This window comes from Thalassotalea litorea, assembly GCF_043642205.1.
GTDB classification, from domain to species: Bacteria; Pseudomonadota; Gammaproteobacteria; order Enterobacterales; family Alteromonadaceae; genus Thalassotalea_A; species Thalassotalea_A litorea.
The window spans coordinates 1-16446 of the sequence record NZ_JBHZSG010000058.1; the positions used below are offsets into that span (position 1 = coordinate 1).

The following is a 16446-nucleotide window of genomic DNA, read 5'->3' on the forward strand; positions in this document are numbered from 1 at the left end:
GCCCATTCTTCGAAATGCTTAGTATTTCGACTCCATCCTCGAATCGTTTTTGATTCGACTCCACCCTAAAACGCAGTAGCAATGCGTTATTGCGTTTTACTCCCTCGGCACAGCAAATCATTAACCTGTACCGTCATTCCCAGACACTACTGGGAATCTAAAGTAAGAGCAGATCCCCACTTTCGTGAGGATGACGAAGTTGTCACCTAAAAACCTGCCGGAACTAAGGTTTTATCCACCCGCGAAGCCTCCACCTTCGAATCGTTTTTGATTCGACTCCACCCTCAAAATGTCTTTTAATTTGACTCTTCCCTAAACGCAGTAGCAATGCGTTATTGCGTTTTATTCCCTCGGCGCAGCAAATCATTAACCTGTACCGTCATTCCCAGACACTACTGGGAATCTAAAGTAAAAGCAGATCCCCACTTTCGTGAGGATGACGAAGTTGTCACCTAAAAACCTGCCGGAATTAAGGTTTTATCCGCCTACGAAGTTGTCACCTAAAAACCTGCCGGAGCTAAGGTTTTATCCACCCGCGAAGCCTACACCCTCGAATCGTTTTTGATTCGACGCCACCATCAAAACGCTTCGTGTTTCAACTCCGCCTCATTTAATCAATCGCTGTGAAAACGCTTAATCAAATGCGCGCTTCTCTTACCCCAGCGATGGTAAATATCAGGACCTGGGTGAAAACCGTCACTGGCCATAGGAATATGTTTTTCGGCGGTTTCTAAATTGAGCAGTTGGCATCTATGCTCTAATTCCACATCCTGAGTCAATATATCATTAAAGCGCTTAGCTCTGTCTCCCAGGTACCAGCGTAATGGGTTCGGCAACGCTGGAAATCGGTGCATTGGTGGCACCTTGGTTATGATCGCTTGTTTGGCATTAAATTTATCCTGAAGCAGGCTTCTTAGCATCGCTTGCTGTTGTCTCCAGGTCGATACGGTAACAGAGCTGGTAACATCATTGACACCAAGAGATGTGATTACCGTATCAAACGATTGACTGGGAAGGGTCTCTAATACCGTTAACGTCTCTGCCGTCGTGGCGCCAGATCGTGCGATGAGCTGATAGCTTACTTCGAACGTCTGCTTCAGATGCGCTAAAGTTTGCCCCAATAGCGCCATATCTTGTTGATGAGTCCCTACACCCGCCGCCGCCGAATCTCCAACAATTAACAGCTTCAGGGGTTTACCCTGACCATTAACCCCGATACGAGAGCCGACAGGCTCGGGGAGAACCGGAGTTTTCCTGCGAACTTGTTTCCCTTGTAAGAACAAGATTGGCAATAATGCTAAACCTGAAAGATACCCATCCATATTAATACCAATTCTACTAAGTATTTTTCCACTCAGTGATAATTTAAAGGCTTGTAGGCGAGACTTTGATTGTCGAGAATGGTCGCTCCGTAGCCAAAACCCGTCAAAATTAGCCAAAATCAGTAGCGCAGTATAGACGCCTTTAAAACTCACCCTTTGGGCGTTCATCCAAGGCCCATTTACGCCCCTGGATTTCATTGATATAGAATGATAACGATATCAAAGAAATCTCTGCTGCGAATGAACCGTGACTTTAACTCTGAGTTGTCCAAAATTTAATGGAATTGGTATAGACACCCCAAATCAGAGTACATATCAGCTAATACGGCTGAGTCTGCCGAAAGATCAGACTTGTCAGCAAAATCGTTATTTTGGAAACTCATCCATTATCTTCGAAACGGCGTAGTCAAGCCGCTCTTTTGTGTCCATGACACTTTGTTCTTCCTTTACTTCCCCTTCTGCGGCGCCATACCAGATGGGTTGTCCGGTTTGAGCATCAAAAAATACAATCACCAATGCCGCTTTGGGAACGTTAGACAGGCTGGGCAACGTACTGCCTTTAGCGTCAATCTCCTCGATGTTATCCATATCTACACCTGCGACATAAGTCACCAGCATATCTGGATTATAAGAGTCTTCGGTCATTTCGCGAGCGCGCAATTCACGGTCAATATAAAACTTAACTTCTTTGTCTGCATCAAAGCCAGGCGGTTCCCATTGTCCCTGTTCATCAAAGGCTACGACCGCAGAGCCCATCCATGCAAATGTGTCATAACCGATAAAATCAACTTTGGGGTCGACATCTGACATGATGTCAATGTCATCATTGACACTGGAACATGCTGTAAGCGAAAGGATGAATACAGCGAATAATATTCTCAGATTGGCCATAGGAATATACCTTTTGTTGTTGCTGGATTGATGTGTACGGCGGGATCACGAAATATGTTAAGTCTAGACCATGCCAAAATATTTATCGGCTTTAATTGTTCGTCTTCAAACCTCAGCTCAAGGTATAAGGCCTTGGGCTCAACCTTATGGATTACACTAAAATCTACGTCCTTTGAATGAGTTCGATAAATGCAGTTGAGCAACGAAATGATGACGATAGCTTAAATTGACAATGGCAGCGAATAGGGTGAGTGTTGCTTTCGTATATCGATTGAAGCGGGTGTTTAAGGCAAGTGTTAGTTCAGGTGAAACTGATGGGTTATCGTGAGTGAGGATGACAAAAGGGAAGTTGGAAACGTCAACCTCCCTGTTAGTGTTAAAAATAATGCAATAACGTTAGATTACGCTAAGGTACTCTTTACGTAGGCTTTTATTTCTATTTAAATTCCTGGACAATGTCAGCAAACTTGCAACTGATCACACTAACGTCTTCATAACCTACCCGTGCGAGTTGTTCTGCGGCAAAGGTTGCTCTCCCTGCCGTAGCACAGTGCAGATAGATGGGCCTTTTGGGATCTTTTTCACGTTCAACCATCTGCATCTCCAGAATACCGCGAGGAATATTTATACTTCCGCTTATGGCCTGCTGTTGATGTTCTGCTGGTTCACGAACATCGATCAGTAGAGCATGTTTGTCAGCTATTTCCTGTTGTGCCTGTGCAGCGCTGATTTTTCTTACATTAGCGCTAGCTTGCTTCACCAATTCTGGTATCGACTTCAGCATCATTTACTCCTTAAAACCGCATTTTTTCAAAATCGTAATCATTGGGCACCACTTAGTGAATGCCGATTGAATTAAGTTTAGTGCAATAAACACCGTAAAAAACATCCAGTTTGGATGAATAAAATAGGTCAAACCAAGGCTCACAAGAATCATAACACCAGCAATCAATCTTAGTGCTTGGTGCATGCTAAATCCGGTTTTGGCGATCTCTGTATTACTATTCATAATAATCTCCTAACTTACTTCATCGTTCTTATAGGATCGTTGTTGTGCTTAAGTATATTAGTATTTGTTAAATTAGCAAGTTCTAATATTAGTATTTTCTAATTTAATGGTTTATACTCTTTTAAAGTTTCGTTAGCGATCAGTGGCCGAGTGGCTCAACACTGGTAATGACCACAGGAGTGAATATATGGATACGCAGGCGATGGCAGGTAATGCTGAAAAAGCGGAGCAATTGCTAAAACTGTTAGCGAATAAAAACCGGTTAATGATCTTGTGCCGGTTAATGGATTCAGAATGTTCGGTTACAGAGTTAAATGAACAAATACCCTTGGCACAATCGGCGTTATCTCAACATTTGGCGGCATTGCGTCAGGCTAAAGTGGTTAAAACCCGTCGCGATGCACAAACCATTTATTACGCAATTAGTGATGACAATGCGGTAAAAGTCATCGAACGTCTCTATGAAGTATTTTGTAAAAATGAAAACAATTAATCGAATTAACTTTCCGGAGAGTAAAGCATGATCTCCCATCCTATTGACAAGCTGGTAGCGCGTTCTCTGCAGGGCCGCATACCGCTCGTTATTTTCTTTCTGTCTTTGGTTCTTGGGTTGCTTGCGCTAAAAATAACGCCCAGAGAAGAAGAGCCACAAATTGTTGTACCTATGATTGATGTCCAGGTACTGGCGCCAAATTTAACGGCCAATCAAGTCGAAAGACAGGTTACGATTCCGTTGGAAAAATTACTGTCGCAAATCTCAGGCATTGAGCATATCTATTCCACCAGTCTGGATGGAAAGCTTGTGGTAACACTGCGTTTTCACGTTGGTGAAGAAAGACAAAAAGCGATAGTAAACACTTACAATAAGCTCTACTCCAACCAGGACAAATTACCTGCCGTTGTCGATAAATGGCAGGTAAAACCACAGGAAGTGGATGATGTGCCAATCGTTATGCTCGGCTTGTATAGTACAGATGCCGATTTATATGATGATTATCAATTGCGCCGATTTGCTCAGGAAATCTCGACCTTTTTACAACGTATCGACGATACCAGTGAAATTCAGGTGGTTGGCGGACGGCAGCGAGCGCTGCAAATCGATTTGGATATCCAGTCTTTGGCCGCTAGACAGACTAGTGCTTTGGATGTGGTTAATGCGTTGAATATATCCAATCAATTAACTCGTCATGGCTCTTTGACGTTAACACAAGAGCAGGTAGTAATTGAATCCGGCGATGTATTTCGTAACGTAAGCCAACTGGAAAATATGGTCGTTAACGTTATTAACGGTAAGCCCATTTTATTAAAAGATGTGGCGACGGTATTTGATGGTCCCCAAGAGTTAACATCCTATCAGTGGCTTGAGCTAACCAGTATCGAAAACCGTGAAACTGGTTCCGTTAACACGGATGAAACTCGATCAAATCCAGACCAGCGCCCTTTAGTAACCATAAGTGTTGCCAAACAAAAAGGCAGCAATGCGGTGGCGGTGAGCGCCAATGTTGTTAATGCAATGGAAGAGATCAGCCGAACCATACTGCCAGCAGAGGTCAAATTAAAGCTCCTTCGGGATTATGGGCAAACCGCCGATGATAAAGTCAACAACCTGACGTCTTCATTGGCATTTGCGATATTTACCGTCGTCGTCTTTATTGGCGTATTTCTAGGTTGGCGCCCTGCGGTTGTTGTTGGCCTGGCCGTGCCCGTCTGTTATGGACTTACCTTGATCCTTGACTATGCGTTTGGTTATACCATTAACCGGGTTACTCTGTTCGCGTTAATTCTATCTTTAGGTCTGTTGGTTGATGATCCGATTACGGGGATAGACAATATCGAACGTACACTTCGACAAAAAGGCAAAGACGCTCAGGGTAAAATTGTTGCGGCGATGCAGGAAATTCGCCCAGCATTGTTAATGTCAACGTTAACTATCATCCTGGCGTTTATTCCGTTAGCTTTCATCACAGGAATGATGGGGCCGTATATGGCACCAATGGCATTTAATGTTCCTGTTTCCGTCATGATTTCCACATTGGTTGCATTTTTAGTTACCCCTTGGCTGGCATCAAAGTTTTTGCAAACGGACAATACTCGCTCAGAAGAAATCACCCAGTTAAAGCCAAGTGTATATCGAAAAATCCTGTCTCCAATACTCGCCAGCCCTAATCGTATAAAGCTGTCTTTGGTCGTTGTTGCCCTCTTGTTTTTGGGGTCCGCATCGTTACCTGTGTTTCGAGCCGTACCGTTAAAACTGCTTCCTTTTGACAATAAAAACGAGATTCAGGTTTTACTGGATATGCCAGAGGGGACTTCGCTCGAGCAAACTGCGGCGCTAGCGAATCAGGTAACAAAACTTGCCCATCAACTGCCGGAAGTCGATGCGCTTGCGGTATACATTGGAGAGTCATCGCCAATTGACTTTAATGGCCTGGTGCGGGGGTATTATCAGCGTCAGGGTCAGCATATCGGGGATATCCGCATTCTTTTAGTGGACAAAGACCAACGCCAACACCAATCCCATGGCGTGGTTCTGAGGTTGCGCAAATTGCTGGAACCTCTGCAAACTCCTGAGGTCTCGATAAAAGTGGTCGAAGTACCGCCAGGTCCTCCGGTTATGAGTACGCTGGTTGCTGAAGTTTACGCAGATCCATTGGTAACGGCGCAAGCGCATTATCGTGCCGCCGAACTTGTTCGAAATCGATTGCAGCAAGAAGCCCATGTTGTTGAAGTGGATACCAGCATGATTGCCAAGCAGCCAATCAACCGCTTTATTGTCGATAAACAAAAAGCAGCGTTGTCAGGGATCTCTACTCAGGAAGTGAATCAGGCTCTGACACTTGCCGTCGATGGACATCGCGTGGGCATTTATCAACAACCTTATGATGCCGAACCAACCCCGATTATCGCTAAATTACCTTACCAATCGCGGCAGAATCTGACTCATATATCGTCTTTGCAGTTGAAAGGGCAGATGGGGATTGCCCAGCAAAATCAGGGTTTAGGATTGGAAAATGCACCGCAACCAATTGTCCCAATAGCGGAACTCGGGCGCTGGCAGAGTTTGGAGGTTTCACAGCCTATTATGCGTAAAGATTTGCAGAGTGTCATTTATGTCACCGCTGAACTTTCTGGTCGCACCCCGGCTGAAGTTATTGCCGATATCAGCGCTGATTTTGGTCAGCCTGATACCGACATCAAACCATGGCAACAGCGCACATTCTTAAACTCTGGGGCAGGGATGGGTTGGACCTTGCCTGAAGGGACACATTATTCCTTTTCGGGAGAAGGTGAATGGCGCATAACCATTGATGTATTTCGAGACATGGGCATCGCTTTTGCGTTTGCGCTAACCGGAATTTTTATTGTTCTTAAATGGCAGACCCACAGTACGGCATTGTCGCTGATTATCATGTCGGCGATACCATTAACCATCATAGGTATTATGCCTGGATTCTGGTTTATGAATCAGTTTGGTGAGAGGGCAATTGCGGGCGCGCCCGAACCTGTATTGTTTACCGCCACTGCAATGATAGGGATGATAGCATTGGCGGGCATTGTTGTTCGCAACTCTCTGATATTGGTCGAATTTATCTCCCATGCTAGAAACGCTGGCGAGACCATAAAAGAAGCCATACTCAGTGCAGGGGAAGTGCGGATGCGCCCTGTATTATTGACCGCAGGCACAACCTTGTTAGGGAACCTTATCATCACTCTGGATCCGGTTTTTAATGGCCTGGCTTTAGCCATTATCTTTGGGATTGTCGCATCCACCTTGTTCTCGTTGTTGGTGGTCCCTATGGTCTATTTCCTGGTATTCCATAAAGAATTTGAGTTAGAAGGTAGTTCAGTACATGAATAATAATCGAGTCAAGATAATCGTTGCCCCCTTGTTGGCTATTGTGGTTTTGTTGTTGGCAATTGCCTGGTTAGCGGGTGCATTTAATGACAAATTATCTCCCACACAGATGACATTGGCTTCCCAGTCATATACTTCGTCTTATTTAGTGCAAACGCAGCAACTGGATGACTATGAATCGTTTCCAGCGGCGTTAGTTGCCCGAGATGCTACTTTGGTATCAAGCCGTATTCTGGCACAAATTGAAACCATTAACGTTCGTGCCGGTCAGCTTATTGAGAAAGGAGATGTTCTAATTACCCTAAATCGCAATGACCTGGACGCCAGAGTGTCACAGGCACAAGCCCAGGTCACAGCGGTTAAAGCCCGAGTCGATGAAGCACAGCGAAACTTTGAGCGGATCAAGGAATTACAGCGCCAGGGGTTGGTTTCCAAGAGTGAATTGGATAATGCCAGCGCCAATGCAAGGCAATCCCAAGCGCAATTGTCAGGTGCCGAACAAGCCTTACTCGAAGCAAAGTCCGGTTTGGCCTATGCCACCATTAAATCGCCAATTTCCGGGCGCGTGGTCGATCGCATTGCGGAACCTGGCGACATCGCAACACCGGGGAAAATACTATTGAGTCTTTATAACCCCTCGAGTTTGCAGGTTGTTGCCAATATTCGAGAATCGGTCGCATTGGACCTGACAGTGGGAAGTCAGGTAAAAGTAGTTATCGATAGTTTGCAGCAAACCCTGATGGGGACGGTGGGCGAAATCGTACCGGCAGCAGATGCCAATGCCAGGAGTTTTGAAGTTAAAACCGATATTGAGTTTAATGCTAAATTGTTGCCGGGCATGTTTGCTCGTGCAATCGTCAATACTGGCAAGGTCGATACCATATTGATCGATAAATCCTATCTGCGTCGATTTGGACAAATGGATATGGTTTGGGTGGTGAGTAATGAGCAGTTATCTCGCCGCTTCATTCGCATAGGCCGCACAGTAGGGGAACGTGTTGAAGTGATATCCGGTCTTAAACCGGGAGAGACAATTGCGCTTGCGGACATAGACCAATAACCGTTTAGTGAGGCAATGCAGGAGGACCAAAATCTTCCTGTAAACTGTTTCGCACATGGTCAGCCAAGTGTTCATCGACGTTGGGATAGCTTACATGCTCAACCCCAACCGTTACCGGCTCTCCTTGGTGCCAATCAATTGGATGGCGCGTGGGAGCCTCAAGGCTACCCTCACGGTTACGGTTTTCACTCATGATTTGCCCCGTAATATCAGTGACAGAGCTGCCTCCAAGACTTAGAGCGGCTGTCACAAGGGTTACTGATCGAGATTATCCAGTGCTTTTTGAAAGCGATTGGCGTGACTGCGTTCAGCTTTCGCCAGAGTCTCAAACCAATCGGCAATTTCATCAAACCCTTCATCGCGAGCGGTTTTTGCCATCCCCGGGTACATGTCTGTGTATTCGTGGGTTTCACCGGCGATCGCCGTTTTGAGGTTATCTTCGGTGCCACCGAAAGGCAGGCCAGTGGCCGGGTCTCCGGTCTCTTCAAGGTACTCGAGGTGGCCATGAGCATGACCGGTTTCGCCTTCAGCGGTTGAGCGAAAAACAGCAGCGACATCATTGTAACCTTCGACATCTGCTTTCGAAGCAAAATACAGGTAACGGCGATTCGCTTGTGATTCACCGGCAAAAGCATCCTTGAGATTTTGTTCGGTTTTTGAATCTTTTAAAGACATACAGCCTCCAATCTAATCAAAACAAGATAAGTGAATGACTCAGGTTAACTATAGGTGAATATCAACAGCTGTTTGCACGGTATTTTAGATTAGATTGATTGAAAAAATCGTTGATTAATCGGCTTTTCATAGCTGTTTGATTTTTAATCGTAAATTTTTCGTAATAAACGCGACGAACGGTAGGACTCTCGAAATTTTGGTGCTAGTATCAAATTGAACAAGGACAAATTCAGACCCAGACCGTTAATGAATATTTTTATCATGCGTCACGGCGAAGCCGAGCTTCAATCTGACAGCGATATGACCCGAAAATTGAGCCAGTTAGGTGCACTTGAAACGGAAGTTATGGCACGTTGGCTTAGCAAAAAACAACAACCCTTGGATGCGATATTAGTCAGTCCCTATGTCCGCACCCAGCAAACCGCGGCGTTAATGAATGAGCGTTTAGGTGCGACATTAGCATTACAAACCTTATCCTTACTAACGCCTGATGGCTCGGCAACCGATTGTCATGATTACCTCGATGGCACCTTGAATCTAGAACGTTGGAAAAATATTCTGATCGTGTCGCATATGCCTTTGGTGAGTTATCTAACTGCAGAACTTAGCATCGAGAAAAGCACACCAGTATTTGCCACGGCCGCAATCGCTCATATTGACTATGATTTGGAGCAAATGACCGGGCATTACCACGGCCTTCACACCCCAGACGATTTTTGTTAAATTTTTTAATCCAGCGTTAAGCTAACCTTTGATGCTTTATTTGCAAAACGGGTCGTCAGGTAAATCAAGCAATACCAACAAGGCTCCCATGCCTCCCCATTCCAATGGTGCCTGATGAAAAGCCAGCACATCTGGATGTTGAACCAACCAGTGCGGAACTTTGGTTTTCAGCACATTATTGCCAATTCCGTGGATAATACAGGCACATTTTACGTGTTGTTTGATACAACTCGCTAATAAAGCAGCAATTTCTTGCTTTGACTCTTGTTGTTTGAGGCCATGCAGGTCTAAAATAAGCTCCGGAGTATATTCTGAGCGACGTAATAGCTTGGTTTCAAAGCTGTCGGCATCTTCCCGAACATATTTCATCGGTCCTGTGCTCGGTAGCTGGGGCTCAAACTCATCCGAAAAATGAAATTGTTGTTTTTCAAAGGTTAAGCGTTGGCTTTGTTGCTTTTTTTGCGTTTGCGTCGGTTTTATTAAATTAACCTTGTCTTGCGACATTGGTTTTACCGAACCTATCGCTTGTTCAAAAAGCGCTTTGTCCTGTTGGTTAAGGGGCAATTTAGATTTCATCTGGCTAGTTTAATTGATGCGGGGCAGCAAGAAAATAGCTAGCGAGAATTTTGGGTGACTATTTCTCTGTTCCGTTCACCCTGTGTTGGAGTAATGCGTGTTAGAAATTAAAGTCAATGAAGTGGTTGAAGACTTACAAACCATTCAGGATATGTTGCGTTGGAGTGTCAGTCGATTTAATGAGGTCGATTTGTTTTATGGACATGGTACGGACAACCCCTGGGACGAAGCATTTACGTTAATCTGTTTTGCCTTGAATTTGCCGCCTATCAATCAAGACTCTTTATTAACATCGCGACTCACGCGCAGCGAAAAGCTCGCGATCATTGAACTTATTTTACGACGTGCCGATGAGCGGATCCCTGCTGCGTATATTACCAATCAGGCATATTTTTCCGGTCTACCCTTTTATATTGATGACCGCGTGCTCGTGCCACGTTCACCCATTGCTGAGCTCATTCAACAACGCTTTGCTGAGCAAATAGAAAAACCACCGGCGCAGATCCTAGATTTATGTACCGGCAGTGGTTGTATTGCCATCGCCTGTGCTTACCAGTTTCCAGAAGCGATGGTTGATGCTATCGACTTGTCGGCTGACGCTTTGGAAGTCGCGGCAATTAATGTTGAAAATCATCAGCTTGAACATCAGGTCAACTTGATCCAGTCCGATTTATTTACGTCAGTGGCAGGGAAGCGATATGATTTAATTGTCACCAACCCTCCTTATGTGGACGCTGAAGATATCTCGGATATGCCCGAGGAGTTTCATCATGAACCGGAGATGGGGTTGGGCTGCGGCCATGATGGTCTTGATTTGGTGAGAAAAATATTGGCGCAAAGTGCCAACTATTTAAATGACGATGGCGTACTCATTTGCGAAGTAGGAAATTCAATGGTCCATGTGATGGCTGAATATCCGGAACTTCCGTTGCGATGGCTGGAATTTGAACAGGGCGGTCTTGGGGTGTTTGCAATAACGAAAGCACAATTAGAACAATTTAAGGATATTTTGGACAGTAAGGTAGTAGGATAATTATGGCGGGAAATTCAATAGGACAATTATTCAAAGTCACCACGTTTGGCGAAAGTCATGGCCTGGCGCTTGGGGCTATTATTGATGGATGTCCTCCGGGACTGGAACTTACAGAAGAAGATTTGCAGCGGGATCTCGACCGCCGTAAACCTGGTACCTCTCGATATACAACGGCTAGACGTGAAGCGGATCAGGTTAAGATCCTTTCCGGCGTATTTGAAGGTAAAACTACGGGTACGCCAATTGGCTTGATCATTGAAAATACCGATCAACGCTCCAAAGACTATGGTGAAATAGCCAAAAGTTTTCGGCCCGGTCATGCCGATTACACCTATTGGCAAAAATATGGCATCCGCGATTATCGTGGTGGCGGCCGCTCATCCGCTCGAGAAACTGCGATGCGGGTTGCTGCCGGCAGTATTGCAAAAAAATATTTGGCGCAGAAATTTGGTATGGAAATCCGTGCCTGTGTTAGTCAAATCGGTGATGTTAAAGCCGAGCAATATGACTGGCAACAGGTCGAACAAAACCCATTCTTCTTCCCCGATGCGTCAAAGCTTGACGATTTGGATGCGTTAATTCGACAAATTTTACGTGAAAAAGATTCGATTGGTGCGGCGGTAAAAGTGGTAGCGTCGGGCATGCCGGTAGGCTTAGGCGAGCCGGTCTTTGATCGCCTTGATGCCGATCTGGCGCACAGTTTAATGAGTATTAACGCCGTTAAAGGTGTGGAAATTGGCTCCGGCTTTGAGGTCGTAAACCAACGGGGCAGTGAGCACCGTGATGAGCTGACACCCGACGGATTTCTATCAAATCAGGCTGGCGGCGTGCTCGGAGGAATTTCTTCCGGCCAGGATCTTGTGGCCAACATTGCCTTAAAGCCTACCTCGAGCATCGGCGTTTCGGGAAAAACCATCAACATTGAAGGGAACCCGACAGAGATTATTACCCGTGGCAGACATGACCCCTGTGTTGGGATCCGGGCTGTGCCTATCGCCGAAGCTATGATGGCGATAACCGTCATGGATCACTTATTAAGGCATCGTGCGCAAAATATGGATGTTAACTGCCCAACGCCAGTCATTGAATAGTGCTCGAAACTCTGGCATTTGATAATGGCGTTTTCGACTAAAACCTATGCCACCCTCAGCGGTGGCTTTTTTTGTTATTTTGCATTGATCGGCGTATTTATGCCTTTTGCTTCGTTATATCTGGATGCAAAGGGTTTTAATGCGTTGCAAATAGGCGAAATACTGGCGATTGTCGCGGCGACAAAAATTATTGGGCCGGGCTTGTGGGCTCATATTGCCGACCGCACGGGTCGCTTGTCAAACATCATTATACTGGGTTGTCTGCTTACGATTATCGCATTGTCCTGGGTATTTTTCAGTGATGGTTTTTGGCAGGTATTATTGTCAATGTCATTGTTTATGCTGTTCTTTAATGGCATTTTACCGCAACTGGAAGTCCTGACATTAAGCTCGATTACCTCACCTAAACAGACATATGCCAGGATCCGTCTTTGGGGAAGTCTGGGCTTTATTGTCGCAACTTTAGTCGGTGGTGAAGTGTTATCCGCGACCACGTCGTTGTATTTTCCCCACTTAGCCATGTTTTGGGTGGTAATGCTGACATTGATCTCACTGCTAAACAACGACCCCGAAACAAGCGTTGGTGAAACACACAAACCGTTAGTGGATTCGGTCAGCAAACGTCTTTTCCATCCGGGTTTTATATGCTTTGTGATCTCCGGACTGCTAATGCAAATTAGCTTCGGACCTTTTTATAACTTTTTTGCTCTGTATCTTAGAGACGCCGGCTTTGATACCCGCTACGTTGGTCTGTTTATGGGAGTGGCGATTGTTGTCGAAGTGTTGATGTTTTATTTCGCCTATTTGTTTTTCAAAGCCTGGTCGCTGAACCGTATCCTGGGATTTTGTTTTTTCATTACCGCAATTCGCTGGCTGTTAACCGCGTTATTTGCCGACAACGCCTTGATTTTATCCATTGCGATGGGCATGCATGCCGTGAGCTTTGCGTTATACCATTGTGCCTGTATGGCATTTTTTCAAAACTATTTTAGCCCTACTCAACAAAATAGGGCGCAAGCGATCTATAACGGGTTGTTTTACGGGGTAGGTGGAGCAATTGGCGCGATATTGACTGGCTGGCTTTGGGAAGGTTCAGGATCGGGGCAGAGCAGCTTCTTATTTGCCGCTTTGGCATCCTTGCTAGGTTTAGGATTTGTGGTGTTTACCCCGAAGCTAAAAGTAAATCACTGATCCCAAAGCCCACCGATAGTCGGTGCTATATGACAGAAGCGGTGTAGGGTATGCTTTAACCAATAAAAAAGGCATTGCCTGAGCAATGCCTGTTCTTTAATCAATCTTGGCAAGAGGCTATTTGACTTCTTCACCCGCAGCTTGTTTATCGGCATGGTAGCTTGAGCGAACTAGGGGACCACAGGCCGCATGCTCAAAGCCCATTTTTTCGGCTTCTACTCGAAACATTTCAAACTCATCCGGATGGACATAGCGCTCAACCGGTAAGTGGTGTTTGGATGGCTGCAGATATTGACCAATGGTCAACATGGTTACGCCGTGCGCTCGTAAATCACGCATTACCTCGAGAATTTCTTCGTTTGTTTCACCTAAACCGACCATTAAACCTGATTTGGTTGGTACGTCAGGGTTAGCTTCACCGAACTTTTTCAAAAGATCCAATGACCACTGATAGTTTGCACCTGGACGTGCTTTTTTGTACAAGCGTGGCGCTGTTTCCATATTGTGGTTAAATACATGCGGAGGATGCGCATTTAATATCTCTAACGCTCTATCCATACGACCGCGGAAATCCGGTACCAGAATTTCTACTTTTGTATGCGGTGCATGCTCGTCGATTTCACGAATACAGTCAGCAAACTGTTGAGCACCACCATCACGTAAATCATCCCGGTCTACTGAGGTGATTACCACGTACTTTAATGCCATATCTTTTAATGTCATCGCCAACTTTTTCGGCTCTTCTGCATCGGGCGCTAACGGACGTCCATGACCAACATCACAGAAAGGACAGCGACGGGTACAGATGTCACCCAGGATCATAAAGGTTGCAGTACCGTGATTGAAACATTCCGCCAGGTTAGGACAAGATGCTTCTTCACATACTGAGTGCAAACCGCCTTTGCGCAGTCCGGCTTTTACTTTATCAATGTTTTCAGTGGTGCGCGGTAATTTGATTTTTAACCAATCCGGCTTACGCAACATGGTTTCACGCTCTGAAGGAATGACCTGAATCGGAATATGAGCCATCTTTTCGGCGTCACGTAATTTGGTGCCTGGGGCTACACGAGTCGTTGCTTTGCTCATTCGCTTAGTTTAATCCTGTTTTTCGGCTAACGTTTTCTGTTGCCAATAGTTGTTGAATTTCTGCTACTAAGGCTTCTCCAGCCTCATTAACCTGCTGTGGACCACCGATGTCGCTTGTCTGGATCATTTCCATGCCCGCATATCCGCAAGGGTTGATGCGTAGAAAGGGCGACAAGTCCATATTGATATTGATAGCCAACCCATGAAAAGTACATCCTTTACGGACTCTCAGCCCCAACGAGGCAACTTTTCGACCATCGACATAAACGCCTGGCGCATCAGGTCGAGCGTAGGCGTCGATATCAAATCGAGCCAACATATTAACGATTGAGTTTTCAATCATGGTCACTAGCTCGCGCACGCCCATTTTACGGCGTTTCAGGTCAATTAGAAAGTAAATGACCTGTTGACCAGGACCATGATAGGTAACCTGACCACCGCGATCGACTTTTACTACCGGAATATCACCCGGCATCAATAAGTGTTCTTCTTTACCTGCTTGCCCCTGAGTGAAAACCGGCGGGTGTTCGACCAGCCAAAGTTCATCCAGGCTCTGTTCATCACGATTGTCGGTGTAATCCTGCATAGCATGCCACACAGTCTCGTAGTCCAACGTGTTTAACTGACGTATCACAAGAGGTTGAGTCACTATCTGTTTCCTAACAAAATAAGTGCCGGCATTATAGCCGTTCGCCTTAAAAAATCTACAACCGTGACGCTATAGTACGTAACGAACTTCTTCGATGGCGGACAGTTCAGCATACAACTTTTCGATGTGTTCCTGACTGGTAACCGTCACGGCGACCGAAACAGAGTGGTAATTGCCTTTGCTGCTAGGTTTGATGGAAGGTGCATAATCCCCTGGTGTGTCATTTTGCAAAACTGCAACGACTAAGTCCGGCAGGTGATCGACGGCAACGCCCATGACCTTAAAATTCAATACGCAGGGGAATTCCAATAATTCATTAAATTTGGTTTTCATCATAATAAATACAACTTAGTCAGCTAATAATTGGGATTTAAATGCCAGTAAGGAGGCCGCGATCCGTTTGGTTACCGGACCGATACTCCCTGAACCGATGATTTTATCATCAATTGCCACAATAGGTGAAATCTCTCTGGTTGAACTGCAGATCCAAATTTCATCGGCGCCGGGTAGTTGTTCTATATGGATGCCTTGTTGGAAAACTTCAAGGCCTGCCTCGATACATAATTCGATAATCAAATCCCGGGTGATACCGCCTAAAATATGCTGACTCTTGGGCGGCGTATACACTTTGCCTTGCCGGACCAGAAATACGTTAGAACTGGCCCCTTCGGTCAGCTGTTGCTGACGATGCAGGATAGCTTCGTCAAATCCATTGGCTTTCGCTTGATTGACCATTAAGGTATTTGCCAGCAGTGCTATGGACTTTATATGACAGTGATGCCAGCGAATATCTTCCATCAGCGTTGCTTTGACAGGCGTTAACGTAGCGTTGCTTTTGGGTAATGCTGAAGCCATAACTAATACCGTTGCTGACAACGGCGTAGCAACCACGTGTTGGCGTTCACCATCAATGCCGCGGGTCACTTGCAGATAAATGGATTGGTTTTCACCATGGGTGTTCAGGTTAGCCTGGATCACCTGTTGGATAATCTCCAGCCATTGCTGTCTGTTATACGGAGAGGCAAGGTTTATCTCGGTGAGGGAATCAAACAATCTATCTAAGTGCTGCTCTGCACGAAAAGGTATACAGCGATAAACAGGGATGACTTCATAAACCCCGTCCGCAAACAAAAAACCTCGGTCAAGGACCGAGATTTTTGCGAATTCTTTGGCGATAAAATCGCCATTTAGATATACGGTATCTGTCATTTATACCAATCCCATTAAATTATTGCTCACTCAGTGAGAATTTAAAGGCTTTTAGACAAGGCTTTGATTGCAGAG

Annotated in this window: 18 protein-coding genes; 7 read left to right on the top strand and 11 right to left on the bottom strand. The window is 45.4% G+C overall.

The window, feature by feature from the left end:
• Positions 1-614: 614 nt before the first annotated feature.
• The 4 genes from ACHUFQ_RS15860 to ACHUFQ_RS15875 all read right to left on the bottom strand — a co-directional run bounded on the left by ACHUFQ_RS15860 (position 615) and on the right by ACHUFQ_RS15875 (position 3222).
• Positions 615-1322 carry an SGNH/GDSL hydrolase family protein gene (locus tag ACHUFQ_RS15860; protein ID WP_394176826.1) on the bottom strand — a complete coding sequence of 236 codons (708 nt, stop codon included), beginning with the start codon at positions 1320-1322 and terminating at the stop codon, positions 615-617.
• Positions 1323-1688: 366 nt separating this feature from the next.
• Positions 1689-2213, bottom strand: a complete 525-nt coding sequence (locus ACHUFQ_RS15865) for a DUF4136 domain-containing protein (protein ID WP_394176827.1) — start codon at positions 2211-2213, stop codon at positions 1689-1691.
• A 436-nt stretch (positions 2214-2649) separates the two neighbouring features.
• Positions 2650-2997: a rhodanese-like domain-containing protein gene (locus tag ACHUFQ_RS15870; protein WP_394176828.1), complete on the bottom strand. Its 348-nt coding sequence runs from the start codon at positions 2995-2997 to the stop codon at positions 2650-2652.
• A gap of 3 nt (positions 2998-3000) precedes the next feature.
• Positions 3001-3222 carry a YgaP family membrane protein gene (locus tag ACHUFQ_RS15875; protein ID WP_394176829.1) on the bottom strand — a complete coding sequence of 74 codons (222 nt, stop codon included), beginning with the start codon at positions 3220-3222 and terminating at the stop codon, positions 3001-3003.
• A gap of 187 nt (positions 3223-3409) precedes the next feature.
• Between ACHUFQ_RS15875 and ACHUFQ_RS15880 the strand changes: the two genes are divergently transcribed.
• Genes ACHUFQ_RS15880 through ACHUFQ_RS15890 form a run of 3 tightly spaced genes read left to right on the top strand, consistent with a single transcriptional unit; the run spans position 3410 to position 8138 of the window.
• Positions 3410-3715 (top strand): ArsR/SmtB family transcription factor, encoded by a 306-nt coding sequence (locus ACHUFQ_RS15880; RefSeq protein WP_394176830.1) that lies wholly within the window; start codon positions 3410-3412, stop codon positions 3713-3715.
• A gap of 27 nt (positions 3716-3742) precedes the next feature.
• Positions 3743-7081, top strand: a complete 3339-nt coding sequence (locus tag ACHUFQ_RS15885) for an efflux RND transporter permease subunit (protein WP_394176831.1) — start codon at positions 3743-3745, stop codon at positions 7079-7081.
• Positions 7074-8138 (top strand): efflux RND transporter periplasmic adaptor subunit, encoded by a 1065-nt coding sequence (locus ACHUFQ_RS15890; protein ID WP_394176832.1) that lies wholly within the window; start codon positions 7074-7076, stop codon positions 8136-8138. The genes ACHUFQ_RS15885 and ACHUFQ_RS15890 overlap by 8 nt, the downstream gene beginning before the upstream one ends.
• 4 nt (positions 8139-8142) lie before the next feature.
• Here ACHUFQ_RS15890 and ACHUFQ_RS15895 read toward each other — a convergent pair whose 3' ends face one another.
• Positions 8143-8388 carry a hypothetical protein gene (locus tag ACHUFQ_RS15895; protein WP_394176833.1) on the bottom strand — a complete coding sequence of 82 codons (246 nt, stop codon included), beginning with the start codon at positions 8386-8388 and terminating at the stop codon, positions 8143-8145.
• A gap of 5 nt (positions 8389-8393) precedes the next feature.
• Entirely contained in the window at positions 8394-8813 is a 420-nt protein-coding gene (locus tag ACHUFQ_RS15900; RefSeq protein ID WP_394176834.1) for a rubrerythrin family protein, read from the bottom strand.
• Between the two features lie 246 nt (positions 8814-9059).
• On the opposite strand from ACHUFQ_RS15900, the gene sixA reads away from it, so the two are divergent.
• Entirely contained in the window at positions 9060-9536 is a 477-nt protein-coding gene (sixA, locus tag ACHUFQ_RS15905; protein ID WP_394176835.1) for a phosphohistidine phosphatase SixA, read from the top strand.
• A gap of 36 nt (positions 9537-9572) precedes the next feature.
• Here sixA and smrB read toward each other — a convergent pair whose 3' ends face one another.
• The gene (smrB, locus tag ACHUFQ_RS15910) at positions 9573-10112 is read right to left on the bottom strand and encodes an endonuclease SmrB (RefSeq protein ID WP_394176836.1); all 540 of its coding nucleotides are present in this window, start codon (positions 10110-10112) and stop codon (positions 9573-9575) included.
• Between the two features lie 97 nt (positions 10113-10209).
• Here smrB and prmB point away from each other — a divergent pair, with 97 nt between their 5' ends.
• The 3 genes from prmB to ACHUFQ_RS15925 are packed head-to-tail and all read left to right on the top strand — an operon-like array spanning position 10210 to position 13427.
• Positions 10210-11145 (top strand): 50S ribosomal protein L3 N(5)-glutamine methyltransferase, encoded by a 936-nt coding sequence (gene prmB / locus ACHUFQ_RS15915; protein ID WP_394176837.1) that lies wholly within the window; start codon positions 10210-10212, stop codon positions 11143-11145.
• 2 nt (positions 11146-11147) lie between these two features.
• A complete protein-coding gene (gene aroC, locus ACHUFQ_RS15920; protein WP_394176838.1) occupies positions 11148-12236 on the top strand; it encodes a chorismate synthase in 1089 nt (362 codons plus the stop codon).
• A 24-nt stretch (positions 12237-12260) separates the two neighbouring features.
• A complete protein-coding gene (locus tag ACHUFQ_RS15925) occupies positions 12261-13427 on the top strand; it encodes an MFS transporter (protein ID WP_394176839.1) in 1167 nt (388 codons plus the stop codon).
• A 117-nt stretch (positions 13428-13544) separates the two neighbouring features.
• Here ACHUFQ_RS15925 and lipA read toward each other — a convergent pair whose 3' ends face one another.
• The 4 genes from lipA to ACHUFQ_RS15945 all read right to left on the bottom strand — a co-directional run bounded on the left by lipA (position 13545) and on the right by ACHUFQ_RS15945 (position 16371).
• Positions 13545-14513, bottom strand: a complete 969-nt coding sequence (lipA, locus tag ACHUFQ_RS15930; protein ID WP_394176840.1) for a lipoyl synthase — start codon at positions 14511-14513, stop codon at positions 13545-13547.
• Positions 14514-14517: 4 nt separating this feature from the next.
• Positions 14518-15165, bottom strand: coding sequence for a lipoyl(octanoyl) transferase LipB (gene lipB, locus ACHUFQ_RS15935; RefSeq protein WP_394176843.1), 648 nt, complete (start codon positions 15163-15165; stop codon positions 14518-14520).
• Between the two features lie 66 nt (positions 15166-15231).
• Complete coding sequence (gene ybeD, locus ACHUFQ_RS15940; protein WP_394176841.1) at positions 15232-15498, bottom strand: DUF493 family protein YbeD; 267 nt, start codon at positions 15496-15498, stop codon at positions 15232-15234.
• 12 nt (positions 15499-15510) lie between these two features.
• Positions 15511-16371 carry a D-amino acid aminotransferase gene (locus ACHUFQ_RS15945; RefSeq protein WP_394176842.1) on the bottom strand — a complete coding sequence of 287 codons (861 nt, stop codon included), beginning with the start codon at positions 16369-16371 and terminating at the stop codon, positions 15511-15513.
• Positions 16372-16446: the final 75 nt, after the last annotated feature.